The organism is Blastococcus haudaquaticus (assembly GCF_900230285.1).
GTDB classification, from domain to species: Bacteria; Actinomycetota; Actinomycetes; order Mycobacteriales; family Geodermatophilaceae; genus Blastococcus_B; species Blastococcus_B haudaquaticus.
The window spans coordinates 76,430-99,285 of the sequence record NZ_OCNK01000002.1; the positions used below are offsets into that span (position 1 = coordinate 76,430).

Annotated in this window: 27 protein-coding genes; 13 read left to right on the forward strand and 14 right to left on the reverse strand. The window is 74.0% G+C overall.

Translation table 11 applies throughout. The features are described from left to right. Positions 1-33 precede the first annotated feature (33 nt). The gene (locus CRP30_RS06950) at positions 34-741 is read right to left on the reverse strand and encodes a M50 family metallopeptidase (RefSeq protein ID WP_097183258.1); all 708 of its coding nucleotides are present in this window, start codon (positions 739-741) and stop codon (positions 34-36) included. Between the two features lie 118 nt (positions 742-859). Here CRP30_RS06950 and CRP30_RS06955 point away from each other — a divergent pair, with 118 nt between their 5' ends. Both CRP30_RS06955 and CRP30_RS06960 read left to right on the forward strand, forming a co-directional pair. Then, positions 860-1,459, forward strand: a complete 600-nt coding sequence (locus tag CRP30_RS06955) for an antibiotic biosynthesis monooxygenase (RefSeq protein WP_200814595.1) — start codon at positions 860-862, stop codon at positions 1,457-1,459. Between the two features lie 39 nt (positions 1,460-1,498). After that, complete coding sequence (locus tag CRP30_RS06960; RefSeq protein ID WP_097183259.1) at positions 1,499-2,140, forward strand: LysE family translocator; 642 nt, start codon at positions 1,499-1,501, stop codon at positions 2,138-2,140. Positions 2,141-2,144: 4 nt separating this feature from the next. Here CRP30_RS06960 and CRP30_RS06965 read toward each other — a convergent pair whose 3' ends face one another. Further along, positions 2,145-2,336 carry a hypothetical protein gene (locus tag CRP30_RS06965; RefSeq protein ID WP_097183260.1) on the reverse strand — a complete coding sequence of 64 codons (192 nt, stop codon included), beginning with the start codon at positions 2,334-2,336 and terminating at the stop codon, positions 2,145-2,147. Between the two features lie 92 nt (positions 2,337-2,428). Here CRP30_RS06965 and CRP30_RS06970 point away from each other — a divergent pair, with 92 nt between their 5' ends. After that, positions 2,429-2,689, forward strand: coding sequence for a hypothetical protein (locus CRP30_RS06970; RefSeq protein WP_097183261.1), 261 nt, complete (start codon positions 2,429-2,431; stop codon positions 2,687-2,689). Here CRP30_RS06970 and CRP30_RS06975 read toward each other — a convergent pair whose 3' ends face one another. From CRP30_RS06975 to CRP30_RS06985, 3 genes are all read right to left on the reverse strand, one after another. Beyond that, entirely contained in the window at positions 2,690-3,052 is a 363-nt protein-coding gene (locus CRP30_RS06975; RefSeq protein ID WP_097183262.1) for a VOC family protein, read from the reverse strand. A 67-nt stretch (positions 3,053-3,119) separates the two neighbouring features. Continuing rightward, complete coding sequence (locus tag CRP30_RS06980; RefSeq protein WP_097184024.1) at positions 3,120-3,791, reverse strand: response regulator transcription factor; 672 nt, start codon at positions 3,789-3,791, stop codon at positions 3,120-3,122. Continuing rightward, positions 3,788-5,080, reverse strand: a complete 1,293-nt coding sequence (locus tag CRP30_RS06985; protein WP_235003236.1) for a sensor histidine kinase — start codon at positions 5,078-5,080, stop codon at positions 3,788-3,790. The genes CRP30_RS06980 and CRP30_RS06985 overlap by 4 nt, the downstream gene beginning before the upstream one ends. Before the next feature lie 139 nt (positions 5,081-5,219). Here CRP30_RS06985 and CRP30_RS06990 point away from each other — a divergent pair, with 139 nt between their 5' ends. After that, on the forward strand, positions 5,220-6,146 hold the full coding sequence (locus CRP30_RS06990) for an ABC transporter ATP-binding protein (RefSeq protein ID WP_097183263.1): 927 nt from the start codon (positions 5,220-5,222) through the stop codon (positions 6,144-6,146). After that, positions 6,143-6,934, forward strand: coding sequence for an ABC transporter permease (locus tag CRP30_RS06995; protein WP_097183264.1), 792 nt, complete (start codon positions 6,143-6,145; stop codon positions 6,932-6,934). Before CRP30_RS06990 ends, CRP30_RS06995 begins: the two co-directional genes overlap by 4 nt. Positions 6,935-6,988: 54 nt before the next feature. Here the strand turns inward: CRP30_RS06995 and CRP30_RS07000 are convergent, their stop codons facing one another. Continuing rightward, on the reverse strand, positions 6,989-7,576 hold the full coding sequence (locus CRP30_RS07000; RefSeq protein ID WP_097183265.1) for a hypothetical protein: 588 nt from the start codon (positions 7,574-7,576) through the stop codon (positions 6,989-6,991). A 57-nt stretch (positions 7,577-7,633) separates the two neighbouring features. Here CRP30_RS07000 and CRP30_RS07005 point away from each other — a divergent pair, with 57 nt between their 5' ends. Both CRP30_RS07005 and CRP30_RS07010 read left to right on the forward strand, forming a co-directional pair. Continuing rightward, the gene (locus CRP30_RS07005) at positions 7,634-8,188 is read left to right on the forward strand and encodes a cysteine hydrolase family protein (protein WP_097183266.1); all 555 of its coding nucleotides are present in this window, start codon (positions 7,634-7,636) and stop codon (positions 8,186-8,188) included. Between the two features lie 510 nt (positions 8,189-8,698). After that, positions 8,699-8,941, forward strand: a complete 243-nt coding sequence (locus tag CRP30_RS07010) for a hypothetical protein (protein ID WP_097183267.1) — start codon at positions 8,699-8,701, stop codon at positions 8,939-8,941. A gap of 6 nt (positions 8,942-8,947) precedes the next feature. Here the strand turns inward: CRP30_RS07010 and CRP30_RS07015 are convergent, their stop codons facing one another. Continuing rightward, complete coding sequence (locus tag CRP30_RS07015) at positions 8,948-9,355, reverse strand: hypothetical protein (RefSeq protein WP_235003237.1); 408 nt, start codon at positions 9,353-9,355, stop codon at positions 8,948-8,950. Positions 9,356-9,453: 98 nt separating this feature from the next. Between CRP30_RS07015 and CRP30_RS07020 the strand changes: the two genes are divergently transcribed. The 6 genes from CRP30_RS07020 to CRP30_RS07045 all read left to right on the forward strand — a co-directional run bounded on the left by CRP30_RS07020 (position 9,454) and on the right by CRP30_RS07045 (position 15,083). Next, on the forward strand, positions 9,454-10,629 hold the full coding sequence (locus CRP30_RS07020) for a MalY/PatB family protein (RefSeq protein WP_097183268.1): 1,176 nt from the start codon (positions 9,454-9,456) through the stop codon (positions 10,627-10,629). A gap of 68 nt (positions 10,630-10,697) precedes the next feature. Next, entirely contained in the window at positions 10,698-11,474 is a 777-nt protein-coding gene (locus tag CRP30_RS07025) for a glycerophosphodiester phosphodiesterase family protein (protein WP_097184027.1), read from the forward strand. Continuing rightward, a complete protein-coding gene (locus CRP30_RS07030; RefSeq protein ID WP_097184028.1) occupies positions 11,471-12,361 on the forward strand; it encodes a lysophospholipid acyltransferase family protein in 891 nt (296 codons plus the stop codon). The genes CRP30_RS07025 and CRP30_RS07030 overlap by 4 nt, the downstream gene beginning before the upstream one ends. Positions 12,362-12,413: 52 nt before the next feature. Continuing rightward, positions 12,414-13,787, forward strand: a complete 1,374-nt coding sequence (locus tag CRP30_RS07035) for an MFS transporter (protein ID WP_235003238.1) — start codon at positions 12,414-12,416, stop codon at positions 13,785-13,787. Next, on the forward strand, positions 13,784-14,536 hold the full coding sequence (locus CRP30_RS07040; RefSeq protein WP_097183269.1) for a thymidine kinase: 753 nt from the start codon (positions 13,784-13,786) through the stop codon (positions 14,534-14,536). The genes CRP30_RS07035 and CRP30_RS07040 overlap by 4 nt, the downstream gene beginning before the upstream one ends. 202 nt (positions 14,537-14,738) lie before the next feature. After that, positions 14,739-15,083: an RNA polymerase-binding protein RbpA gene (locus CRP30_RS07045; protein ID WP_097183270.1), complete on the forward strand. Its 345-nt coding sequence runs from the start codon at positions 14,739-14,741 to the stop codon at positions 15,081-15,083. Positions 15,084-15,145: 62 nt separating this feature from the next. Here the strand turns inward: CRP30_RS07045 and CRP30_RS07050 are convergent, their stop codons facing one another. The 7 genes from CRP30_RS07050 to CRP30_RS07080 form a co-directional block, all read right to left on the reverse strand. Further along, positions 15,146-15,673 carry an FxsA family protein gene (locus CRP30_RS07050; RefSeq protein ID WP_097183271.1) on the reverse strand — a complete coding sequence of 176 codons (528 nt, stop codon included), beginning with the start codon at positions 15,671-15,673 and terminating at the stop codon, positions 15,146-15,148. Continuing rightward, complete coding sequence (locus tag CRP30_RS07055; protein WP_200814596.1) at positions 15,666-16,451, reverse strand: polyprenol monophosphomannose synthase; 786 nt, start codon at positions 16,449-16,451, stop codon at positions 15,666-15,668. Before CRP30_RS07055 ends, CRP30_RS07050 begins: the two co-directional genes overlap by 8 nt. Beyond that, positions 16,448-17,971 carry an apolipoprotein N-acyltransferase gene (gene lnt, locus CRP30_RS07060; RefSeq protein WP_235003239.1) on the reverse strand — a complete coding sequence of 508 codons (1,524 nt, stop codon included), beginning with the start codon at positions 17,969-17,971 and terminating at the stop codon, positions 16,448-16,450. The genes CRP30_RS07055 and lnt overlap by 4 nt, the downstream gene beginning before the upstream one ends. A gap of 613 nt (positions 17,972-18,584) precedes the next feature. After that, on the reverse strand, positions 18,585-18,992 hold the full coding sequence (kal, locus tag CRP30_RS07065; RefSeq protein WP_097183273.1) for a 3-aminobutyryl-CoA ammonia lyase: 408 nt from the start codon (positions 18,990-18,992) through the stop codon (positions 18,585-18,587). Beyond that, the gene (gene kamE, locus CRP30_RS07070) at positions 18,989-19,756 is read right to left on the reverse strand and encodes a lysine 5,6-aminomutase subunit beta (RefSeq protein ID WP_235003240.1); all 768 of its coding nucleotides are present in this window, start codon (positions 19,754-19,756) and stop codon (positions 18,989-18,991) included. The genes kal and kamE overlap by 4 nt, the downstream gene beginning before the upstream one ends. Further along, positions 19,749-21,338 (reverse strand): lysine 5,6-aminomutase subunit alpha, encoded by a 1,590-nt coding sequence (gene kamD, locus CRP30_RS07075; RefSeq protein WP_097183274.1) that lies wholly within the window; start codon positions 21,336-21,338, stop codon positions 19,749-19,751. The genes kamE and kamD overlap by 8 nt, the downstream gene beginning before the upstream one ends. Next, positions 21,335-22,849 carry an amidohydrolase gene (locus CRP30_RS07080; RefSeq protein ID WP_235003241.1) on the reverse strand — a complete coding sequence of 505 codons (1,515 nt, stop codon included), beginning with the start codon at positions 22,847-22,849 and terminating at the stop codon, positions 21,335-21,337. The genes kamD and CRP30_RS07080 overlap by 4 nt, the downstream gene beginning before the upstream one ends. Positions 22,850-22,856: the final 7 nt, after the last annotated feature.

The window sequence follows — 22,856 nt, forward strand, 5'->3', positions numbered from 1 at the left end:
CGAGCTCGCGGCGGGCCCCTGCAGGAGGGCCGGTCAGAGGAATAACAAGCGGGCACCGAGCACGAGCGCCCCGACGTCGACCAGCAGGAAGACGCCCACCCAGAACAGCCCCGGGAACGGGGTGAGGCGGGCGAGCTGGTCGGCGTCGGAGTCCGGTGCGCCGCCGCGGCGGCGGCGTTTGGCCTGCAGCTCCAGGACCGTCTTCGGTGCGGCGAGCAGCAGGAACCAGGTCGCCCCGGCGGCGAACACGGCCTGGCCCTCGGGCGGCAGCCACCAGGTCGCGGCGAGGACGAGCAGGCCGGTGACCAGCACCGACCACAGCCCGTACCAGTTGCGGATCTGCGCCAGCAGCAGCGCCAGCAGGAGCAGCAGGACCCAGAGCAGACCGATCGCGTGCCCGGCGTCGAGCAGGGCCGCCGCACCCAGGCCGAAGAGCGCGGGTCCGGTGTAGCCGGCGGCACAGGTGAGCACCATGCCGAGCCCGGTGGGCCGTCCCGCGGAGACGGTGACCCCGGAGGTGTCCGAGTGCAGCCGGATGCCCGCCAGTCGCCGGCCGGCCGCCAGGGCGACCAGCCCGTGCGCCCCCTCGTGCGCGATCGTCACCGCGTGCCGGGTGGCCCGCCAGGTGACCGGGTGCAGGATCAGCACCAGGGCGACCGCCGCGGTGAGCAGCAGGACGGTGAGGGACAGGTCGGGGACGGTGACCGTGACGCGGGTCCAGAACCGGCCGACGACGTCCACGGCACCGAGTCAACCGCACCTGCCTGGGGAACCCGGGGGAGCGGAGCGTGTCGCACTGCGGCCGGACTCACACCCGATCGGGGACGACGGGGAGCCCGCGGGCCGCGATCCTGGAGCGGTGAGCACCCCGACCCCCGTCCTGCCGCAGGACCTCCCGGTCACGGTGTCGTTCACGCGACGCGCGGATCCCGGTCACGCGCGGGAGATGACCGCCTGGATCCGCGCCGGGCTGAGCATGGCGGAGGGCTTCCCGGGATTCCTGGGGGGCGGCTGGGTGCGTCCGCGCGGGGACGCCGACGAGTGGCACATGCTCTGCCGCTTCGCCGACCAGCGGTCGCTGGCCGCGTGGGACTCCTCGCCGGAACGGCAGTGGTGGCTGCGCTCGGGACAGGGCCTGGCCGAGGTGACCCGCACCGAGCGGCGCACCGGCATCGAGGGGTGGTTCGACGCCCCGGTCGCGGCGGAGGTGAGCGCTCCGGTGACCCGGCCGGCGCCGCCCCGCTGGAAGCAGGCGACGACCATCTGGCTGGTCTTCTTCCCGCTCAACCTGCTGGCGACGCTCACCCTGGGCCGGCTGCTGGACGACGTCCCGGTGGTCCTGCGGGTGGCGGCCGTGACCCTCACCCTGACGCCGATCATGACCTACGCCCTGCTGCCGTGGATCACCGCGCGGCTGGGCTGGTGGCTCGAGGGACGGCGCTTCCGCGACCGGTCATAGTCGCTCGACGGCGGGGGAGCGGAGTGCCAATCTGCGGGTGTGGACCTGCTCGTCTCCCTGCCGGCGTTCCTGCTGGCCGTGCTGCTGATCTCCGCCTCGCCCGGGCCGGCGATGGCGCTGATCGTCCGCCGTGCCGCCCTGCGGGGTCTGCGTGGCGCCGTGCCGACGGTGCTCGGGCTCGAGGCCGGGCTGTACGTCTGGGCGCTCCTCGCCGGAGCGGGCTTCGCGGCGCTGGTGGCGGCGTCGGAGGTCGCCTACCTGGTGCTGCGGATCGTGGGTGCCGCGGTGCTGTTCGTCCTCGGCCTCCGGGCGCTGCGGGCGGCGTGGCGGGGGAGAGGGGGCCGGATCGAGCCCGGACCGGCCCCGCCTCCGGGCCGACGGCGCTGGTGGTCGGCGTTCGGCGAGGGCGTCGTGGTGCAGCTGGCCAACCCGAAGGCCGCAGTCTTCATGATCGCGTTCTATCCGCAGTTCGTCCCGGCCGACGGACCGGTCTTCGCCACCACGGCGGTGCTCGGGCTGCTGCAGGTGACCCTGGAGACGGGGCTCTACCTCGCGCTCGCCGCCGGTGTGGCGCGCGCGGGTGCGTGGTTCCGACGGCCGCGCATCCGCACCCGGCTGGAGGCCGTGAGCGGCTCGGTGCTCATCGCGCTCGGCCTGCGGGTCGCGGTCTCCGGCCGCTGACGGGTCAGTTGCCGGGCTTGACCGCCTTTCCGCGCTCCTGCTCGGCGTCGTCGGCCTCGTAGGCGCCCGGGACGGCGGTCGGACCGTCGTCGTCGCTGCCCGGCGTCGCGGGCTTCTGGATGAGGTCGTCCGGGCCGGGGGAGGGCGTGCCGGCCGGCTCGCCTCGCTCGTCGGTGTCGGGTCGCTGATCGGTCATGCGAGCTCCGCTACCCGGCAGCACCAGCGGAAACGCCTCCACGATCGAGTGGGACCGCGGGTTCCGACGGGCCGCCGTGCCAGCATCGCCCGGTGAGCAACTACCGGTACCGGCCCAGCAAGCCCGTCGCGGTCCTCGGCGCCGTGATCGGCGCGGCCATCCTGGTGTTCGGGCTCGTCCGCATGCTGGACGGCGGGGCCGCACAGGACGGCGGGGGACTGGCCTTCCTGATCCTGTGGTGCGTCGCCGGCGTAGCGGTCGTCGGATCCAACCTCTGGGCGGCCTTCGCGAAGAACGGCTCCCTGGCCACCTTCTCGCGCGTACCGGACGACGAGGACCGTCCGGCCCGCTGATCAGAGTTGCTGCGTCAGGTTGACCGCATTGCCGTCCGGGTCGGTGATGTGCGCGACTCGCTGCCCCCACGGCATGTCGTTGGCCCCGCCGCCGGGTGAACCACCCAGCTCCTCGACCGTGGGCAGCAGCGCCTCGACGTCGGCCACCTCGATGCTCAGCAGCATGCGGCCGGGCTTCCCGGGCGGCGCACCGGAGCCCGTCGTCAGCCCCAGCTCCGCGTCCTCCCACGCCAGGCCCACGTAGAAGGCCGGTCCGTCCTCCGGCATCCGCACGACCTCGTGGGCGTCGAAGAGGCCGGTGTAGAAGGCGCGCAGCCGCTCCAGGTCCTCGCTGACGATGATCGGCCGGATGGTCGACGGCATGGTGCCTCCAGTTCTGGGGGAGCGGTTCCCTCCTGAGGACGCCGACGCCCCCGGGAACTCATCGGTGTCAGAGGAGGCCGGCGTCGTGGACGAGCAGCGCCACCTGTACCCGGTTCGCCGCCTCGAGCTTGGTGAGCAGGCGGGAGACGTGCGCCTTGACCGTTGCGACACTCATGTAGAGCTCCGCGGCGATCTGGGCGTTGGACAGCCCCCGGCCCACGGCGAGGGCCACCTCCCGTTCGCGCTCGCTGAGTCGGGCCAGCAGGGAGAGGGCCTGGGCGGCGCCGTCGTCGGCCCCGGTCGCAGCGTCGGCCGATGCGACGTGGCTCATGAGCTGGCGGGTCACGGTGGGGGAGAGCATGGGCTCCCCGGCGACGACCCGGTGGACGGCCGCCACGATCGCCGCGGGCGGGGTGTCCTTGAGCAGGAACCCGCTGGCGCCGGCCCGCAGGGCACGCAGCACGGAGGCATCGGCGTCGAACGTGGTCAGCACGATGACCTCCGGAGCACCCGGCCGCGAGCGGAGCTCCTCGGTCGCCGTCAGACCGTCGGTGCGCGGCATGCGGATGTCCATGAGGACGACGTCCGGCGCGGTCGCGGACACCGCCGCGGCCACCTCGTCGCCGTCGGTGGCCTCCCCGACCAGGACCAGCCCCTCCGCGCCGCCCAGCACCATGGCCAGGGCGGCCCGGACGAGCGGGTCGTCGTCCACCACGAGCACGCGCACCGGTGCGGTCACGCTGCTGCTCCGTCGGCCGCCCAGGGCAGCCACACCCGCAGCCGGAAGTCGCTGTCCGCCGTCCAGCCGTGCTCGAGATGGCCGCCGGCGAGCCCGACCCGCTCCAGCAGGCCGACCAGGCCCGTCCCGGCGCCCGGTAGCGCGACGTCCGGTTCCTGACCCAGGCCGGCGGGGTTGGCGACGCACACCGTCACCCCGTCGCCCGGGCCGCCGGTGACGGTGACCGTCGCGACGGCGCCGGGGGCGTGCTTGCGGGCGTTGGTGAGACCCTCCTGCACCACGCGGTAGGCGGTCCGGCCGACCGATGCCGGCGCGGAGGCCAGGTCGGCGACCCGGTACTCCGCCCGCACCCGCAGGCCGGCCCGGCGGTTCTCCTCGATCAGCGCGGGCACGTCGCTCAGGGTGGGCTGCGGCCGTTCGGCGCCCGTCTCGGCGGTGTCCCGCAGCACCCCGACGACCTCGCGCAGGTCCTCCAGCGCCTGGCGGGCGCTGGCTCGGACCACGCCGGCGGCCCGGGCCACCTCCGCCGGTGGGGCGTCCGGACGGAACTCCAGGGCGCCCGCGTGCATGCTCAGCAGCGACAGCCGGTGCGCCAGGACGTCGTGCATCTCGCGCGCGATGCGGGTGCGCTCCAGCTGCCGGGCCTGGTCCACCCGGAGCCGCTGCTCCTCCTCGGCGCGGACCGCCCGCTCGCGCAGCGAGTGCACGAGCTGCCGCCGCGCGCGGACGAACATGCCCCAGGCGACGACGGCGGCGGTCAGCACGACCAGGAGTGCCCCGACGACGGGGACCGGGAGGTCCGGGTCCGGCCGGAGGAAGACGTAGACGCCGGCGGCCGCCGCGTTGAGCGCGGCCACCAGCGCCACCGTCCGCCAGGGCCGGTGGACGGCGACGGTGAAGAGGGTGATGAGCACCGCGGCGCCGGCCATGTCGGAGAAGGTGCCGATGAGTGCCAGCAGCAGCGCGACGCCCACGGGCCAGCGCCGCCGTCCCCACAGGGCGACGCAGCCCAGCGAGCCGACCACCAGGTCCAGGAACAGCAGGCCGTCGGTCGGCGGGTCCGGCCGGCTCCAGGCCTCGGCGACGACGAGCAGACCGAACAGGACCGCGACGACGAAGAGCACTCCGTCGACGAGCCAGTCGCGCACGCTTCGGCGGACCGGTCCGCCCGGGCGGGCCTCGCCGCCGGCGGGGTCCCCGGACAGCGAGTCGGCCAGCAGCAACGCCGGCACCAGCGAGGGGTGCTCCACCCCGGGTGGCGGACTGACGGGGCGTATGGCGGTGCTCACCTCAGCAGGCTACGAGCGCGGGCGGCCGATCGATACCGACCAAGGTCGAGATCCATCCCCGGGGCGGGGATACCGAAGTCGGTGGAGCAGGGCCGCCCGGCCGATGCGCGGGCCCGGCCGTCGCCGCCAGGGTCGGCCCATGATCTCGGTCGACTCCCTCACCAAGCGGTACGGCGCCCAAGTGGCCGTCTCCGACGTCTCCTTCTCCTGTCCGCCCGGCACCGTGACCGGCTTCCTCGGGCCGAACGGCGCCGGCAAGTCCACGACGCTGCGGGCCCTGTGCGGACTCACCACCCCCACGAGCGGCAGCGCGGTGGTCGGCGGCCGGCGGTTCCGCGACCTGCCCAACGCCGGCCGCACGGTCGGGGTCCTCCTCGACGCCGGCGCTCAGCACGCGGGACGCACGGGACGGGAGTCCCTCCGGCTGTCCGCGGCGGTGCTCGGCGTACCCCGCACCCGCGTGGACGAGGTGCTGGAGCAGGTGGGTCTCGCCGGGCGGCCCGCGGACAAGCGGCTGCGGCAGTACTCCCTGGGCATGCGACAGCGGCTCGGCCTGGCGACGGCGCTGCTGGGCGACCCGCAGGTGCTCGTCCTCGACGAGCCGGCCAACGGCCTGGACCCCGAGGGCATCTTCTGGATGCGCGGTCTGCTCCGGGGCTTCGCCGACCGTGGCGGCACCGTGCTCCTCTCCTCGCACCTCCTCCGCGAGGTGGAGGCGGTCGCCGACCAGCTCGTCGTGATCGCGGGCGGCCGCATCGTGGCCGCCGGCACCACCCAGGAGCTGTTGGCCGGTAGCGGAACGCTCGTGCGGGCCCGGGACCGCGCCGCCCTCGCGGCGGCCCTCGCGGCGGCCGGCATCGCCGTGGGAGGCGGATCCGGCGACGCGCTGGTAACCGACGCGACCGCGGACGCCGTCGGCGAGGCGGCCGCAGCCGCAGGAGTGGTGCTCCGCGAACTGCGCCCCGCCGGGGGAGAGGGGCTCGAGGAGCTGTTCCGCTCGCTCACCGCAGGCTCACCGGCGGGGACCGTCCCGGCCGCACAGCAGGTCCAGGAGGCCCGGGCATGACCACCACCACCCTTCCCGCGACGCCCGATCGGCGGGCGGCGGCCGAGCCGGCCGCCCCGTCGCTGGCGACCCTCACCCGGGTCGAACTGCGGAAGTCCTACGACACCCGGGCGGGCTTCTGGCTGCTGGTCGTCATCGGGCTCGCCTCGCTGGCCGTCGTCCTGCTGCAGCTGTTCTTCGACGACGGCCCGAACCGGACCTTCGCCGGCTACTTCGCGACGACGCAGCTTCCGGTGGGCGTGCTGCTGCCGGTGCTCGGCATCCTGCTCGTCACCAGCGAGTGGTCGCAGCGGACCGCGATGACGACCTTCACGCTGGTCCCCGTCCGGTCGCGCGTGCTCACGGCGAAGGTGCTGGCCGCCTCGGTCCTCGCCGTGCTGGGGGTCGCCGCCGCGTCCGTGGCCGCCGCGCTGGGAACACTGCTCACGCCCCTGTTCACCGAGAACGCGGCTGACTGGTCGCTGTCGGCCGCCCAGGTGGGCCAGGTGGTGATCGTGCAGGTGATCACGGTGCTGGTCGGGGTGGCGTTCGGCATGCTGCTGCTCAGCTCGCCCCTGGCGATCGTCCTGTACTTCGTGCTGCCGACCGTGGTCACGATCCTGGTGAACGCGGTCGGGGCGCTGGACTGGGTCCGCGACTGGCTGGACCTGACCTCGACGACGGTGCCGATGTACGAGGGTGCCCTCGACGGCCAGGGCTGGCTCCAGGTCGGGACCTCGGTGGCGCTGTGGGGAGCGCTGCCGATGGTGGCGGGCTGGCTACGCATCGAGCGCAGCGAGATCGGCTGACGAAAGCCGTGACGAAAGGCCGGGCGCTGCAGGGGAGCGGCGCCCGGCCCGGAGTCAGGCCGGGGTGAGGAGCCAGCGGGCGAAGGCCGACTCGTCGTCGAGCTCCACCATCCAGCGGATGGACAACCGGTAGGTCCCGGGCAGGACGCGCAGGAGCGGACCGCCGGCGTCGTCGGCCGCTGCGTCGTACTCGGACGACGTCGGGGCCGGGCCCGAGGACTCGGGCGCCAGGGGAGCGCCGTCCGGGCCCCAGCCGTCGAGCGCGGCGCTGATCAGCGCGAGACGCCCGGTCGGTACCGACAGGGAGTCGCCGTCCTCGTCGTCGTCGGTGGGATGGGCGAGCGCGGCGCCGAGGATGCCGGGGTAGTCGGGTCCACCGGCCTGGATGATCGCGATCGCGCCGTCGTCGTCGCGGAAGACCTCGAGCCAGCCCTCGTCACCGACGTCCCCGTCGGTGAGGACGAGCGCCGCCGAGCCGCGCCCGATGGGAACGCTGGTCTTCTCGTAGGAGAGGTCCGGGACGAGCCGCTCGTAGGCGCCGCCGCTCATGCCGAACCACTCGCCGAGGAGATCGGCGTCGAGCGCCAGGAAGGGCTCGCCGTTGGTCCAGCAGCGGCCGACGTGGGACCAGGTGCGCGGCATGGGCACCAGTCTGCGGCCTGTCCGCACACGGGCGGTGGCTGCTCCTAGGCTGCCGGCATGACCACGATCTCCGATCGTCCGAACACCGCGCTCCTGGTCATCGACGTGCAGAACGACGTGGTGGGCGGAGCCCACCGACGCGACGACGTGGTGGCCAACATCGGCACGCTGGTGGGCCGGGCGCGGGCGCACCGCGTGCCGGTCGTCTGGGTCCAGCACTCCGACGAGCACCTCGAGCAGGGGAGCGCCGGCTGGGAACTGGTCCCCGAGCTCGACCCGGATCCCGGCGAGCCGCTGGTGCACAAGAACTTCGGCGACTCCTTCGAGGGCACCGACCTGGAGCAGACGCTGGCGCAGGCAGGAGTGGGCCACCTGGTCGTCGCGGGCGCGCAGAGCGACGCGTGCATCCGGTCGACCATCCACGGCGCGTTCACCCGGGGCTACGACGTCACGCTGGTCGGCGACGCGCACACGACGGAGGACCAGAGCGCCTGGGGAGCACCGGCGCCCGAGCAGGTCGTCGCGCACACGAACCTCTACTGGGGCTACCAGGCGGCGCCCGGCCGAACCGCACGGGTCGCCGCGACCGCGGACGTCTCGTTCACCGGCTGAGTCGCCGGGGAGGGGCCGCGCTGCCCGCCGACGAACGATGAGTTGACATAATGTGCATTATCGGCGCACGCGGACGAGCGTCGGAAGGGGCTCGTCCCGGGCCATGATCATCAGTCACCGTCCCGTTCGACCATCCTCCACCTGTGCGCGATGTCGACGCGCTGCGCCGGCCCGCGCGGCCGCCGCCAGGACGGCGCACCTGGCAGCCACAGCGCGACGCGGGACCTCCAGCGTGATGCGGGAGTTCGGCGACCGACCCTGACGGTCGCAGACCCCGCCACTCCGGTGGACGACTCCCCCATGAGTTGATCTTGTCCGAGTTGATCTTGCATTGGTTGATCTTGGTTCGGACGTTCGGCGCCGTCCTGGTCGCCCGTCGACGCTCAGGGCGCCACCGGTTCCCGCCTCCCTGGTCCGCCCACATCACCGTCATTACGTCACGGTGACGTAATGACGGTGATGTGGGCGGCTCGACGGGCGCCGACGGCCGAGTGTTCGTAGGGTCGGGTCATGCAACTCCGACGCCCGATCGCCACTCTGTTCACCGCCTTGGCGCTCTTCGGCGGTGGCGTCACGATGACCGCCTGCGAGTCGGCCGGCCAGGGGCAGAACGACGGAACGACCGACGACAGCGAGAACTCCGGCGGCAGCGACGTCAGCGACGAGGAGTCGGACCGCGAGAACCTGCCGGACAACAGCAACCAGGAGCCGAACGACGAGGACGACGGCGACGACCAGCAGGACCCGGACTGATCCGGGTCAGCCGGCGCGCTCGCTGACCCAGAGCCGGTCCAGCCGACCCGTGGAGCGCACCAGCTCGGCGAGCTGCCGTTCCAGTTCGGCCTTGGTCGGCTTCTCGGTCAGCAGGGTCTGGGCGTCCTCGAGCGCGCAGCGGAGCTGGTACAGCCGGTCCTGCAGCCCGTCCAGCTCGTTGCGCGACACCAGGACGACGTCGCCGGGCAGGCCGGCCTTCGCCGTGGCGGAGCGCTGCTCGTACGCGCGCTGACGACAGGCCTGCCCGCAGTACAGGCGGGGCCGGCCGACGGATCCCTGGGACGGCAGGACCCGGCGGCACCATCCGCAGCGCCGTTGCTCGTCGCTCCCCCGGTTCGGGATCGGCGACATCGGCGTCTCGGTGAGCGTGCCTGCTGCGTGTCGTTCTGCCACGTCTTCGCACGGTAGACGCCCGGGACGACAGCTCCCGGGGACACGCCACAGCGAACGGGCGGTGAACGCTCGATCCGCGACGACGGAAGGCGCATCACATGGACGACACCGACTCCCCGCTCGGCTTCGACGCCCTCTCCGAGGACTCGCTGCGGGCCGCCGGCAGCCTGAAGTGGACGCGCTACGGGCCGGCGATCGGGGCCTTCGTCGCCGAGATGGACTTCGGTACCGCACCGGCGGTCACCACGGCGCTCCACGAGGCCGTCGACCGCGGCCGGCTGGGCTACCTGACCAGCGAGGCCGCCGAGGACATGGCCCGGGCCTGCTCCGGGTGGCAGCGGCGACGGTACGGCTGGGAGGTGCCTCCGCACCGCATCACGCCGCTCGCCGACGTCGTCGCGGGTCTCCAGGCCGCCATCGAGCACTTCACCCCGCCCGGTGGCGCGGTCGTGCTCCCCACGCCCGCGTACATGCCGTTCCTGGCCGTCCCGGGGCTGATGGGCCGGGAGCTCATCCAGGTCCCCATGGTCGAGCGGCACGGCCGGATGGCCTACGACCTGGACGCGACCGCCGCCGCCTTCGGTCGCGGCGGGCAGCTGTTCGTGCACGTGAACCCGCACAACCCGCTCGGGCGGGTGTTCGGCGCCGAGGAGCAGCTGGCCCTCGCGGACGTGGTCGAGGCGGCCGGCGTCCGGGTCTTCGCCGACGAGATCCACGCCCCGCTGGTGCTCCCGGGGGCGGCCCACCGCCCCTACGCCTCCTTGTCGGCGGCGACGGCCCGGCACACGGTGACGGCCACGTCGGCGTCGAAGGCGTGGAACCTGCCGGGCCTCAAGGCGGCGCAGCTGCTCCTGAGCAACGACGAGGACGCCGCCCACTGGGAGCGGGTCGGCTTCCTGGCCACGCACGGTGCCTCGACGCCCGGCGTGCTGGCCAGCACGGCCGCCTACGACGACGGCGGCCCCTGGCTGGACGGCGTCCTGGCGTACCTGGACGGCAACCGGGAGCACCTCGGCGCGCTGCTCACGGAGCGGCTCCCCGGCGTCCGCTGGACCCCGCCCGAGGGCACGTACCTGGCCTGGCTCGACTGCCGCGCCCTGGACCTGCCCGCGTCGCCGGGCGCGTTCTTCCTCCAGCAGGCAGGCGTGGCCATGGTGGACGGACCCGAGTGCGGGGCACCGGGCGCCGGGCACGTGCGGCTCAACCTCGCCACGCCCCGGCCGGTGCTGACGACCATCGTCGAGCGCATGGCCGACGCGGTGCTCCGCAGCTGATCACGGCTCTCCCCGGCGGGATCCGGGGCCCCGCGCCGGCGTCGGGGGGTGCCACTAGCGTGGACGGCGTGCCCGCCGCGCATTACGCCTATCTCGACGGGCCCACGCCGTTGGCGATGGCGCACCGCGGCGGCGCCATCGAGCACCTCGAGAACACGATGCCGGCCTTCCAGGCGTGCGTGGACCTCGGGTACCGGTACCTGGAGACCGACGTCCGGGTCACCGCCGACGGCGTCCTCGTCGTCTTCCACGACCCCACCCTCGAGCGGGTCACCGACCTGACGGGGCGGGTGGAGCACCTGTCCTGGGCCGAGGTCTCGCAGGCCCGCATCGGGGGCCGCGAGCCGATCCTGCGCCTGGAGGACCTGCTCGGCGCCTGGCCCGACGTGCGGTTCAACCTCGACATCAAGGCCGCCGGCGTGCTGGCGCCGTTGGTGCGCACGGTCCGGCGGCTGGGGGTCGCCGACCGCATCTGCCTCGGGTCGTTCTCCGACGCCCGCATCGCCGCGGCCCGGCGGCTGTTCGGCCCGTCGGTGTGCACGTCCCTCGGCCCGCGCGGGGTGGCGGCGCTCCGGCTGTCCTCCTACTCCCCCAGGGCAGCGGGGCTGGTGCGCATCCAGGCCGGGTGCGCGCAGGTGCCGCTCCAGCTGGGCGGGCGGGCCCTGGTCGACGAGCGGTTCCTCGCCGCCGCCCATGCGCGCGGGCTGCAGGTGCACGTGTGGACGGTCGACACCGAGCCGGAGGCCTCCCGGATGCTGGATCTCGGCGTCGACGGCGTCATGACGGACCGGCCGGCCATGCTCCGGGAGCTGCTGGAGAAGCGCGGCCAGTGGTCCCCGCGGTGAGCCTCGGCGAGCGACTGCGCACCTGGCACCCGCGCCCACCGGCCCTGCCCGAGGACCTCGCCCGACTGCTCCGGTCGGACGACCCCGACTGGTTCGCCCGGGAGCTGGCCATCGCGGCGGCACCACCCTGGTGGTTCTGGCTGTTCGTGCTGCGCCGTTTCTCGTGGCTCGTGGGCATCTTCGGTCGGGTCGAGGTCACCGGCGGCGTCGAGGACGGGCTCCGGGACGGGCCCTTGCTCCTGGCCGCCAACCACATCGGCGACTTCGACCCGTTCGTCGTCGCGGTCGCCCTGCACAAGGCCGGCGTGACGCCACGCATCATGGCGACCGGCGGGATCCTCTCCGCGCCCGTGGTCGGCCCGCTGCTGGAACGGACCGGCGCCATCCGGGTCGAGCGAGGCACGGAGCTCGCCCGCCACGCGGTACGGGTCACCGAGGTCGCCCTCGTCTCCGGTGGGCACGTCGTCGCCTACCCCGAGGGGCGGGTCGGCCTGGCGCCGGACGCGTGGCCGGAGCGGGGCCGGACCGGCATGGCGCGCCTCGCCCTCGGCCTGGGTGTCCCGGTCATCCCCGTCAGCCAGTGGGGGGCGCACGAGGTCCTCCAGTACGGCAACGACTGGGGGAAGCTGCGCACCGCGGCGCGGGCGGTGCTGCGGCGTCCCCGGCTGCAGGTGCACCTCGGGACGCCGGTGCGGCTGGACGACCTGCAGATGGGCCGGGTCGGCGACGCCAACCGGGCGCGCTACCGCATCGCGGCCGCGATCACCCGCGGGCTCGTGCCGCTGCGGGCGGGTGAGCGGGACCGGCCGGCGTTCGACGACCCGACCCGGCCGACGACGGCCGTGGCCGCGTACCCCGGTGGTGTGGTTCCGGAGGACATTCCGTGACCGTCCCGGCTCGGTGCTGGACCGGCCGTCCGGCGGCTGGGAACCTGCGCCCGTGACCACCGCGACGCCCGCCACCGGAGCCGGGGCCGCCGACCCTCCCGGCGGCCCGACCGACGACAGCGCCGTGAAGCGCGAGCGGTTCGGGTGGTACTCCTACGACTGGGCGATGTCGGTCTTCAACACCTCGGTGACGACGGTCTTCCTCGGCCCGTACCTCACCGCGATCGCCCGGGACGCCGCCGGACCCGACGAGCGGCTGTCCTTCCTGGGGCTGTCGATCGCGGCCGGCAGCTGGTTCTCCTACGTGCTGTCGGCGTCGGTGATCCTGCAGGTGCTCGTGCTCCCGCTGACCGGCGCCGTCGCCGACCGCACCGGCCGCAAGCGCGAGATGCTCACCGGCTTCGCGATCCTCGGCGCCCTGGCCACCACGGCCATGTTCTTCGTCGGCGACGGCCGCTGGCTGCTGGGCGCCGTGCTGTTCGTCGTGGCCAACATCGCCTTCGGTGCCGCCACCGTCGTCTACTACTCGTGGCTGCCCGACCTGGCCGGGCCCGACGACCGCGACGCCGTGTCGAGCAAGGGATGGGCCTTCGGCTACGTCGGCGGCGCGCTGCTGCTCGCCGTCCACCTGGGGCTCGTGGTCGCCGCGGAGGACCTGGGCCTGACCACCGGGGAGGCCGTGCGCATCTGCCTGGCCACCGCCGGCCTGTGGTGGGGAGCGTTCACGCTGTTCTCCGTCTCCCGCCTGCGCAACCGGCCCGTCGCGGCGTCCGTGGCCCGGTCGGGCAGCAGCTTCCGGCAGCTGGCGTCCACGTTCCGGGACATGCGCGCGTTCCCGCTGACCCTGTGGTTCCTCGGCGCCTACCTGCTCTTCAACGACGGCGTGCAGACCGTCATCTCGCTGTCGGCGACCTACGCCACCGAGGAGCTGGACCTCAGCCAGGACGTGCTCACCGGCGCCATCCTCATGGTGCAGGTCGTCGCCATCTTCGGGGCGCTGGGGCTCGGCCGGATGGCCGGCCGCTACGGCGCGAAGCGGGTGATCCTCGGCGCGCTGGTGGCCTGGATCGGGGTGCTGTTCGCCGCGTTCTTCCTGCAGACCGGGGCGGTCGCCCAGTTCTACGCCCTGGCGGCGGTCATCGGCCTCGTGCAGGGCGGCACCCAGGCGCTCTCCCGGTCGCTGTTCAGCCAGCTCATCCCGGCGGGCAAGGAGGCCGAGTACTACGGCTTCTACGAGATCAGCGACCGTGGCACCAGCTGGCTCGGGCCGCTGGCCTTCGGGCTCACCTACCAGCTGACCGGGTCCTACCGGCTGGCGATCGTCAGCCTCGTCGTCTTCTTCGTGGCCGGGTTCATCGCCCTGGCCGCGCTGCCGCTGCGACGCGCCGTCGTGGCGGCCGGCAACACCCCACCGGAGCGCCTGTGACCGTGTCCGCCCAGGATCCCGCGGATGCCCCCTCCCCCGTGCCCGGCCTCTCCTCCGTGCCGGCGTCCGGCGACCGGCGGCGCCATCCGGCACCGGCGCACCTGCGGTTCTTCCACGGCCCGATGGACTGCGGGAAGTCGACCCTCGCGCTGCAGGTGGACCACAACCACAGCCGGCAGGGGCGGCACGGGCTGCTGGTGACCCAGGGAGACCGCTCGGCCGCGCCGCAGATCAGCTCGCGGGTGGGCCTCTCCCGGGAGGCGACCGAGATCGGCGAGGACACGGACCTGCGCCGGCTGGTCCGCGACCGCTGGCGGGCGGGTGTGCGGGTGGACTACCTGATCGTCGACGAGGCCCAGTTCCTCACCTCCGCGCAGGTCGACCAGCTCGCCCAGCTGGTCGACGAGTGGCACGTCGACGTCTACGCGTTCGGGCTCACCACCGACTTCCGCACCCGGCTGTTCCCGGGCACCCAGCGGCTGCTGGAGGTCGCCGACGACGTGCAGCGGGTGCAGGTGGAGGTCCTGTGCTGGTGCGGCCTCCCCGGGCTGCTCAACGCCCGGGTGGTCGACGGGGCGATGGTGCGGTCGGGCGAGACCGTCGTGGTCGCCGACACGGCACCGGCCGAGCTGCCCGGGAGCGGTTCGGCCTCCCCCGCCGTCCGCTACCAGGTGCTCTGCCGGAGGCACTACGTGCGCGGTGAACTGGGCCCCACCCCGGCCGGACCGGGCCAGTTGGCGCTGTCCTGACGGCCCGGGCATCGCGGGGCTCACCCCTCCGAGGGGCACCCGGGCGCCTGATCTGCCCCCATGCGATGATTCCTCACTGGTTCGACGGAATCCTTCCGTGATTTCTGTCGTTCATCTCAGTGACTCCTTGATCCGTGGGTATGGCCCCCGGCAGCTGGACATCGAGTCGCGACCGACACCACGAACGAGAGGACGGTGTGCCATGGGCGAGCGTTCCCTGCGCGGCAGCCGATTGGGCAGCGTCAGCTACGAGACGGAGCGGAACACCGCACCGATCGACCGGCAGTACGCCGAGTACCGCTGCGCGTCTGGTCACCTGTTCACGGTGCCCTTCGCCGACGACGCCGAGCTCCCCGACACCTGGGAGTGCAAGTTCGACGGTTCGGCGGCGAAGCTGGTCGGCGGCGCTGAGCCGGCACCCAAGAAGGTCAAGCCCCCGCGCACCCACTGGGACATGCTGCTCGAGCGTCGTTCCGTGGAGGACCTCGAAGAGGTGCTCGCCGAGCGCCTCGACGTGCTCCGCGGCCGGCGGACCCGCGCCAGCTGACCCACAGCAGTACCCGAACGGCCCCGGTGGAGCGATCCACCGGGGCCGTTCTGCGTCCGCCGTCAGGTCAGCGGGCGCCCGTCGGGGCCGCGCACGACCTCGCCCTCGATGACCAGGCGGGTGCTGCCGGAGCCGTGGGGCGGGACGTCGTCAGCGGCGCGGGGCACCTCGGCGGTCCGGACGCTCTCCACCCGCACCGGAGGCCGGAGGGCATCCGGCAGACGGGCGACCACGAGCCGGGTGAGGGCGCCGCGCACCAGGTTCCGCGTGCCCGGCAGCAGGCAGAGCAGGCCCACCACATCGCCGATGAAGCCGGGCAGGACCATGAGCAGGCCCCCGGCGGCGACCAGCCCCGCGTTGCCCAGTTCCGTCCCGGGCGAGCGGCGGGTGCGGGCTCGCTCGCGGAGGTCGGCGAGCGCCTTGGTGCCCTGGCGGGCCAGCAGCACCCAGCCGAGCACGCTGGTCGCCAGCGTGGCCAGGATCGTCCAGCCGACGCCGATCCACTGCGCCACGAGCACGTAGACGACCAGCTCGGCCAGTACCAGCAGCCCGGCGACCATCCGGATCCGGCGCCCCACGGTGTCACTCATGCTGTTCTGCCTCTCTGCGGCCGGCTCGCGCCGGTACCGGACGGCGCACGCGGCCCGGCAGCCAGTCGGCCAGCCGGTCCCGCAGGCCCCACACGGTGACCCGTACCAATGCCTCCCTAACGATCCAGCCGCTCATCTTGCTCCTGCCGAAGGCACGTTCGGTGAACGTGATCGGCACCTCCACGACGGTCGCCCCCGCCCGGACCGCCCGCCAGGCCCAGTCGACCTGGAAGCAGTACCCCTGACTGGCGACGTCGCCGAAGGGCAGCCGGTCGATCAGCTCCGCGCGCGCCGCCCGGTACCCGCCGGTGGCGTCGCTCAGCGGCAGCCGCAGCGCCCAGCGGGTGTAGCGGTTGCCCATGCGCGACAGGAGCAGGCGGTGCGCCGGCCAGTCCGTCACCGCTCCCCCGGGCACGTAGCGCGACCCCAGGGCCAGGTCGGCCGTGCCCAGGGCGGCCAGCAGGTCGGGCAGTTGCTCGGGGGCGTGCGAGCCGTCCGCGTCCATCTCGACCAGCACGTCGTAGCCGCGCTCCCGTCCCCACGCGAAGCCGGCGACGTACGCCCGGCCGAGACCCAGCTTGGCGGTGCGGCGCAGGACGTGGACGCGGTCGTCGGCCGCGGCGAGCTTCTCGGCGAGCTCACCGGTGCCGTCCGGCGACCCGTCGTCGACGACCAGGGCGTGCGCCTCGGGAACGCTCGCGTGCAGCCGGTCGAGGATCGCCTCGAGGTTCTCCACCTCGTTGAAGGTCGGGACGACGACCAGCACCCGGTCGGTCACCGCGCCGCCCGCCGCCGCAGGCCGAGGGCGACGACGAGCGCCCCGGCCCCCACCGCCGTCAGGGCCCACTCGGGCGCGGCGCCGATCCGCTGGGCGACGGTGGCGGAGCTCCGCTGGGCGATGTCTTCGACGAAGACGTCGGGGGTGAAGAGCTGCGAGGACTCGGTGATCGAGCCGTCGGGCGCCACGATGGCCGAGATGCCGCTGGTCGCCGCCACGACGACGGTCCGCCCGAACTCCACGGCCCGCAGCCGGCTCATGGCCAGCTGCTGGGCGCTCTCGTCGGTGTACCCGAAGGTCGCGTTGTTCGTCTGGACCACGATCATCCCGGCGCCGTCGTCGACGACGTCGTGCACCAGGCCGTCGTAGACGACCTCGAAGCAGATGAGGTCGCCGAGCCGGGTGCCGCCGATGTCCAGCACGCCGACCTCGTCGCCGGCGATGAAGTCCCGCCGGACGAGGTCGACCTTGTCGCTGAAGAACCGGAAGAAGTCGCGTGCGGGCACGTACTCGGCCAGCGGGACCGGGTGCCGTTTGACGTAGGTGTCGCCCGGCCCCTCCTCGGGGTCCCAGACGATCGCGGTGTTGCTGAGGTTCTCCCCCGGCCCCTCGACGACGGCGCCGACCAGGATCGGCGCGCTGACGGCGCTGGCCGCCCGGTCGATCTGGCGCGCGGCATCGGCGTTCGTGTACGGGTCGATGTCGGAGCTGTTCTCCGGCCACACGACGACGTCGGGCTGCGGCTCCTTCCCCGCCGCGACGGCCTCCGCGAGCTCGAGGGTCCGCTGCACGTGGTTGTCGAGGACCGCCCGCCGCTGGGCGTTGAAGTCCAGCCCGGCGCGGGGCACGTCGCCCTGGATCACGGCCACCGTCGAGGCGGGTCCGCCCGCGGTGAGCGAGCTGCCGGGCAGCGGGAGCCACGCGAGCATGCCCACGAGCGGCACGGCCAGGAGAAGGACCACGCTGCCCCCCACCGCTCGCAGGCTCGCGGCGGGCACCTGCAGCGCGGTCGTTCCAGCCTCTCGCCGGGCCCGGAGGAGGGCGAGCACGGCTGCGGCCAGCAGCGCGCCGACGAGGGCGACGGCGAAGGTGACCAACGGGACGCCGCCGTACGCGGCGAGGGCCAGCAGCGGTCCCTCGGTCTGGCTGAAGCCGAGCCGGCCCCACGGGAAGCCGTCCAGGACGAACCGCCCGCGCAGGGCCTCGTCGGCCACCCACAGGGCCGCCGTCCAGACCGGCCAGAGGCGCAGCCGGGAGGTGAGGGCGGTGGCGCCGCCCAGCAGGGCGAGGTGCACGGCCTCCCAGCCGGCGAGCGCCAGCCACGGGAAGGAGCCGACGTAGATGCCCGTCCAGGACAGCAGCGGGACGAAGAACGCGAGACCGAACGCGAGCCCCAGCCACAGTCCGGAGCGCAGTCGCTGGCCGTGCACGGCGAGGGCCAGCGCGGCCGGGCCGAGGACCGCCAGGCCCACCAGGTCGTAGCCCGGGAACGCCAGGACGAGGACGAGCCCTCCGGCCACCGCGAGGAGGGTGCGCCAGGGCCATCGGGACCGGGCCGCGGGCCGGGCGGCCCACGTGGTCGGCGGGTTCGGCCGCGGCAGCGTGCCGACCGCCGGCTCCCCTGCTCCTGCCGGCGCCCCTGCCCCTGCCGACACCCACAGCCTCCCGGAACGGCTCCGGCGCCCGGGGTGGTCACCCGGGTACCGGTCACTCCCCCGAGCCGGTCGGACGGGGTCCGGACCGCCGCGCCGTCGGCTGCGGTCCTGACCCAGCATCCCATCCGGCGCACGTTTGCCGCCGGTCCGTCATCCATCCGGGTCGGCGGGCCAGCAGGTGCTCCGCGCCGTCTCCGCATCTTCGGGCCGGACGGCCGGTCGCTGGTCGCGATCGGCTCGACCGTTGTCTGATGACGCGGATCCGAGCAGGCCCCGCCGGAGTGGCCGATCCGCACGTCTCCGACCCGGGCCGCGCGCTCCCTCGACCCGGGATGACCGGAGGGCGTCGCGGCTCGATCCGGAGGAGCGCATCACGGTGCCCCCGAATGGAACTGCAGCGACTGTAGGAACTGCACGCTGCTGCGCGTGTACCTGCGGTGACTGCGGGAGCTACTGTGACTGAATCGTTATCGCGCCGTCAAGGGGTCGGGACGACGAGCGTCGCCGTCGCCTCCACCACCGGGAGGGGCGGGTCGAGGACCGCCGCGGCCGACGGCCCGCGCTCCGGCTCGGCCCGCGCCACGACCCGGGCCGTGCAGCGCAGTTCGCGGCTGCGGCGGCCGATCCGGACCACCTCGCAGGTGGCCTCCAGGACGTCGCCGGCACGGACCGGACCGAGGAAGGACACCTCCGAGTAGCCGGCCAGCAGGCCCTCGTCGCCGTCCATCACGATCGCGACCTCGGTGGCCACGTCGCCGAAGAGGCCGAGCGTGTAGGCGCCGTCGACCAGGGCGCCGCCGTAGTGGGCGTGGGCGTACGGGACGTACCGGCGGTGGGTGACGGTCAGCCCCAGACGGGAGTCATCGCGGGGGTCGGGCTCGGTCATGCGGGCTCCTTCACCAGTGCGTGGACCAGGTAGCTGGCCACCTCTCCGGGGGTCGTCCCCCGGCCGAAGACCTTGTCGACACCGAGGTCGGTCGCCATCGCCGGGTCGAAGCGCGGGCCACCCACGACCAGCAGCGGGCGCGACTCCCCCATCGCCTCGCGGAAGGCGGCGGCGAGCTCCCGGGTGTTGCGCAGGTGCGCGTCCTTCTGGGTGACCACCTGCGAGACCAGGACGGCGTCGGCACGGGCGGCGCGCGCCCTGGCGACGAGCTCGGGCACCGTCACTTGCGCGCCGAGATTCGTCACGGCCATCTCGCGCAGGTACTCCAGGCCCTTCTCCCCGGCGAAGCCCTTGACGTTGAGGATCGCGTCGATGCCGACCGTGTGGGCGTCGGTGCCGATGCACGCGCCCAGGACGACCAGCTTGCGGTTCAGCCCGGTGCGGATCGCGGCGTTGATCTCCGACGACGACAGCAGCGGGTAGGCCCGCTCCTCGACGACGACGGCGTCGAGGTCGACCAGGTGCTGGACGCTGCCGTACACGACGAAGAAGGTGTAGCCGCTGTCGATGGCGTGGCTGTGCACGACCATCGCCGGCCGGATGCCCATCTTGTCCGCCAGCTGCAGCGCGGCGCCCTCGGCCTTCGGACCGGCGGGCACAGGCAGGGTGAAGGAGGTCTGCACCATCCCGTCGCCCGTGGTGTCCCCGTACGGCCGCACGATCCCCGCGGGGCCCTTGTGGCCACTATGGCCCTGCTCAGGCACGGGAGACCCCCTCCTCCAGCAGCTCCAGGGCGGGGTTGTAGGCGTCGGGCCCGGTGGCGACGACGCCGTCCAGGCCCTTGCCGCCGTCGGCCGGGCGCTTCGTGATGCCGAAGGTGCCGTCGGCGATCGCCTGGATCAGGCCCTCCGGGTGGTCGGCGATCTTCTCCAGCAGACCCACGGCCTCGCTGAGCACGGTGTGCGCCCGCCGGTCGATGAAACCGCCCGGTGGGGGTGCGAAGTCCTCCGCGAGGTTCCCTGCGGAGTTCAGCACGTAGCGGACGTTGCGCAGCGCCAGGTCGCGGTCGGACAGCCACGGGGTGACGACGGCCTCGGTCATCATCCCGACCAGCAGGATGCCCTGGCCGGTGAGCGCCCCGGCGAGGTTGAAGAAGCCGTCGAGCAGGTAGCCGCGGAACACGTCGCCGGTCATGTGCTTGGTGGGCGGCATCCACTTCAGCGGCGCGTCCGGGAAGAGCCCCCGCGCGAGCAGGGCGTGCGCCAGCTCCAGCCGGAACGACTCGGGGACGCCGGGGTCGATCTCGAAGGCGTGCCCGAGGCCCAGCTGCCAGTCCTCGAGGCCGGCCTCCTTGGCCAGCGTCTCGTTGAGCAGCTGGCTGACCGTGACGGTGTGCGCCTCGTCGACGGCGTCGGCGGTGGTGAGGTAGTTGTCCTCGCCGGTGTTGATGATGATCCCGGCACGGGCGTGCACCATCCGGCTGAACCGCTGGTCGACGAAGGTGCGCCGCGGATTGATGTCGCGGAAGAGGATCCCGTACATGGCGTCGTTGAGCATCATGTCCAGCCGCTCCAGCCCGGCCAGGACGGCGATCTCCGGCATGCAGAGCCCCGACGCGTAGTTGGTCAGCCGGACGTAGCGGCCGAGCTCCGCGCTGACGTCGTCCAAGGCGGCCCGCATGAGCCGGAAGTTCTCCTGGGTGGCGTAGGTGCCCGCGTAGCCGGTGCGGGTGGCGCCCTCGGGCACGTAGTCCAGCAGCGACTGCCCGGTCGAGCGGATGACGGCGATGACGTCGGCCCCGGCCCGGGCGGCCGCCTGGGCCTGCGGGATGTCCTCGTGGATGTCCCCGGTCGCCACGATCAGGTAGATCCAGGGACGGCGGGGCGGGTCTCCGTGGGTGGCGACCAGTTCCTCCCGCCGCCGGCGGTTGGCGTCGATCCGCGCGATGCCCGCGGCGGCGGCGTCCCGGGCGGCCACGCGTGCCCGGTCGGCGTCCGCGCCGGTGGGGATCTCGAAGCGTGCCGTCCCGGCGCCGACGTCCTCGGCGAGCTGCTGCAGCGTCCTGCCGGGGGCGAGGGCGTGCCAGACCGGCAGGGCCGCGCCCGACTCCAGGCCCACCTGGTCGCGGACGGCGTCGACGACCCGGTTGGCCCAGGGCACCCGGTCCTCCAGCCTCCCCTCCCCCGTCACCGGGTCGGTGCCCGTCAGGCCGGCGAGCCGGAGCACCGCCCGCTCGACCGACACGGTGGTGTGCCGGGAGGCCAGGTCGATCACCGGCTGCGCGGCTCGGGCGGCCAGCTCGCGGGCGCGGGCCACCAGCGTCGGGTCGAGGTCGAGGGTGCTCACGCGAGGTCTCCGATCGGCTCGCCGTCGACGAGCAGGCCGCGGCACGACGGCACCGCGCGCTGCGACAGGACGGCGGAGAGGGTCTGTTCGGTGGCCCAGAGCGCCAGGTGCGCGGGGGCGCCGACGGCCAGCGGTCCGACGGGGTGCTCGGCCCGGGCGGCGTACCAGCCGCCGTGGGTGTGCGCGTCGAACGCGTCGAAGGGGCGCAGCCCGGAGCCCGGCGTCCGGTGGTCCACGGCGGCGTGCACGCCGCCCCACGGGTCCAGCGGGGTCACCGGTGCGTCGCTGCCGAGGGCGAGCGGCACGCCGGCGTCGGCGAGATCGGCGAAGGGGTTCGTGGCCAGGGCCCGGTCCAGGCCGAGCCGCTCGACGTACATGCCCGCGTCGCCGCCCCAGGCGGCGTCGAACGCCGGCTGCACGCTGGCGACCATGCCCCAGGCCCGCATCCGGTCCAGCACGGCGTCGTCGCACATCTCCAGGTGCTCGAGCCGGTGGCGGCAGGCGCGGACGGCGGCGACGCCGAGCTGGTCGACCACGGCGCCGACCGCGTCGAGCACCTGCCCCACCGCGGCGTCGCCGATGCAGTGGAACCCCGCCTGGATCGATGCCTGCGTGCACGCGCGGACGTGGTCGACGAGGGAGGCGGTCTCGAAGCGGAGTGCGCCGGAGGTGTCCGGCCGGTCGGCGTAGGGGGCGCTCAGTGCGGCGGTGTGCGATCCGAAGGCGCCGTCGCAGAACAGGTCGCCGCCGGCACCGGCGAGGCCGAGCTCGCGCACGACGTCGAGCCCGCCGCGCTCGGCGAGCTCGCCCCAGTAGCCGGTCACCAGGGGGCCCGGCTCCTCCGCCGCCACGGCCAGGAGGCCGGCCAGGTCGTCGGCGCCGGCGATCTCCGGGCCGCTCATCTCGTGCAGGCTGCCGATGCCCAGCGCCGCGGCGGCTGCGCGGGTGGCGCGCTGCGCCGCCCGGCGCTGGTCGGCTCCGACCGCTCCGTAGGCCGCCTGGCGGGCAGCGTGGTGGGCGTCGATCCGCAGCTGCCCGTCGGGGTCGTACCCCGGTAGGCCGGTGATGCCGGGGATGCGGTCGAGCAGGGCCGTGGAGACCGTCGCCGAGTGCACGTCGACCCGCGCCAGGTAAGCGGGCCGGTCCCCCACGAGGGCGTCGAGGTCGTGGCGGGTCAGCCCGCGCCCCTCCGGCCAGCCCGTCTCGTCCCAGCCGGTGCCGAGCACGATGCCGGTCGGCGTGCGTCCGACGTGCGCGCGGAGAGCGGCCAGCGCATCGGCCACACTCAGGCTCGAGTGGAGGTCGAGGCCGGTCAGCGCGAGGCCGGTCGCCGTGGCGTGCACGTGCGCGTCGACGAAGGACGGCGTCACCAGCGCCCCGGCACCGGCGATGACCCGGTCCCCCGCCGGGGCGTCCGCGGCGTCGCCGAGCCAGGCGATGCGGCCGTCGACCACGGACACCGCACGCCCCGGACGGTCCCCGACGGTCACGTCGGTGATCAGGAGGCTCACTCCGCCT

Excerpts from the sequence above, each read along its gene's own strand:
- CRP30_RS06965 (WP_097183260.1), bottom strand. The coding sequence starts at position 2,336 with ATGACCGATCAGCGACCCGACACCGACGAGCGAGGCGAGCCGGCCGGC.
- CRP30_RS06975 (WP_097183262.1), bottom strand. The coding sequence starts at position 3,052 with ATGCCGTCGACCATCCGGCCGATCATCGTCAGCGAGGACCTGGAGCGG.
- CRP30_RS06990 (WP_097183263.1), top strand. The coding sequence starts at position 5,220 with ATGATCTCGGTCGACTCCCTCACCAAGCGGTACGGCGCCCAAGTGGCC.
- CRP30_RS06995 (WP_097183264.1), top strand. The coding sequence starts at position 6,143 with ATGACCACCACCACCCTTCCCGCGACGCCCGATCGGCGGGCGGCGGCC.
- CRP30_RS07000 (WP_097183265.1), bottom strand. The coding sequence starts at position 7,576 with ATGCCGCGCACCTGGTCCCACGTCGGCCGCTGCTGGACCAACGGCGAG.
- CRP30_RS07005 (WP_097183266.1), top strand. The coding sequence starts at position 7,634 with ATGACCACGATCTCCGATCGTCCGAACACCGCGCTCCTGGTCATCGAC.
- CRP30_RS07010 (WP_097183267.1), top strand. The coding sequence starts at position 8,699 with ATGCAACTCCGACGCCCGATCGCCACTCTGTTCACCGCCTTGGCGCTC.
- CRP30_RS07020 (WP_097183268.1), top strand. The coding sequence starts at position 9,454 with ATGGACGACACCGACTCCCCGCTCGGCTTCGACGCCCTCTCCGAGGAC.
- CRP30_RS07045 (WP_097183270.1), top strand. The coding sequence starts at position 14,739 with ATGGGCGAGCGTTCCCTGCGCGGCAGCCGATTGGGCAGCGTCAGCTAC.
- CRP30_RS07050 (WP_097183271.1), bottom strand. The coding sequence starts at position 15,673 with ATGAGTGACACCGTGGGGCGCCGGATCCGGATGGTCGCCGGGCTGCTG.
- kal (WP_097183273.1), bottom strand. The coding sequence starts at position 18,992 with ATGACCGAGCCCGACCCCCGCGATGACTCCCGTCTGGGGCTGACCGTC.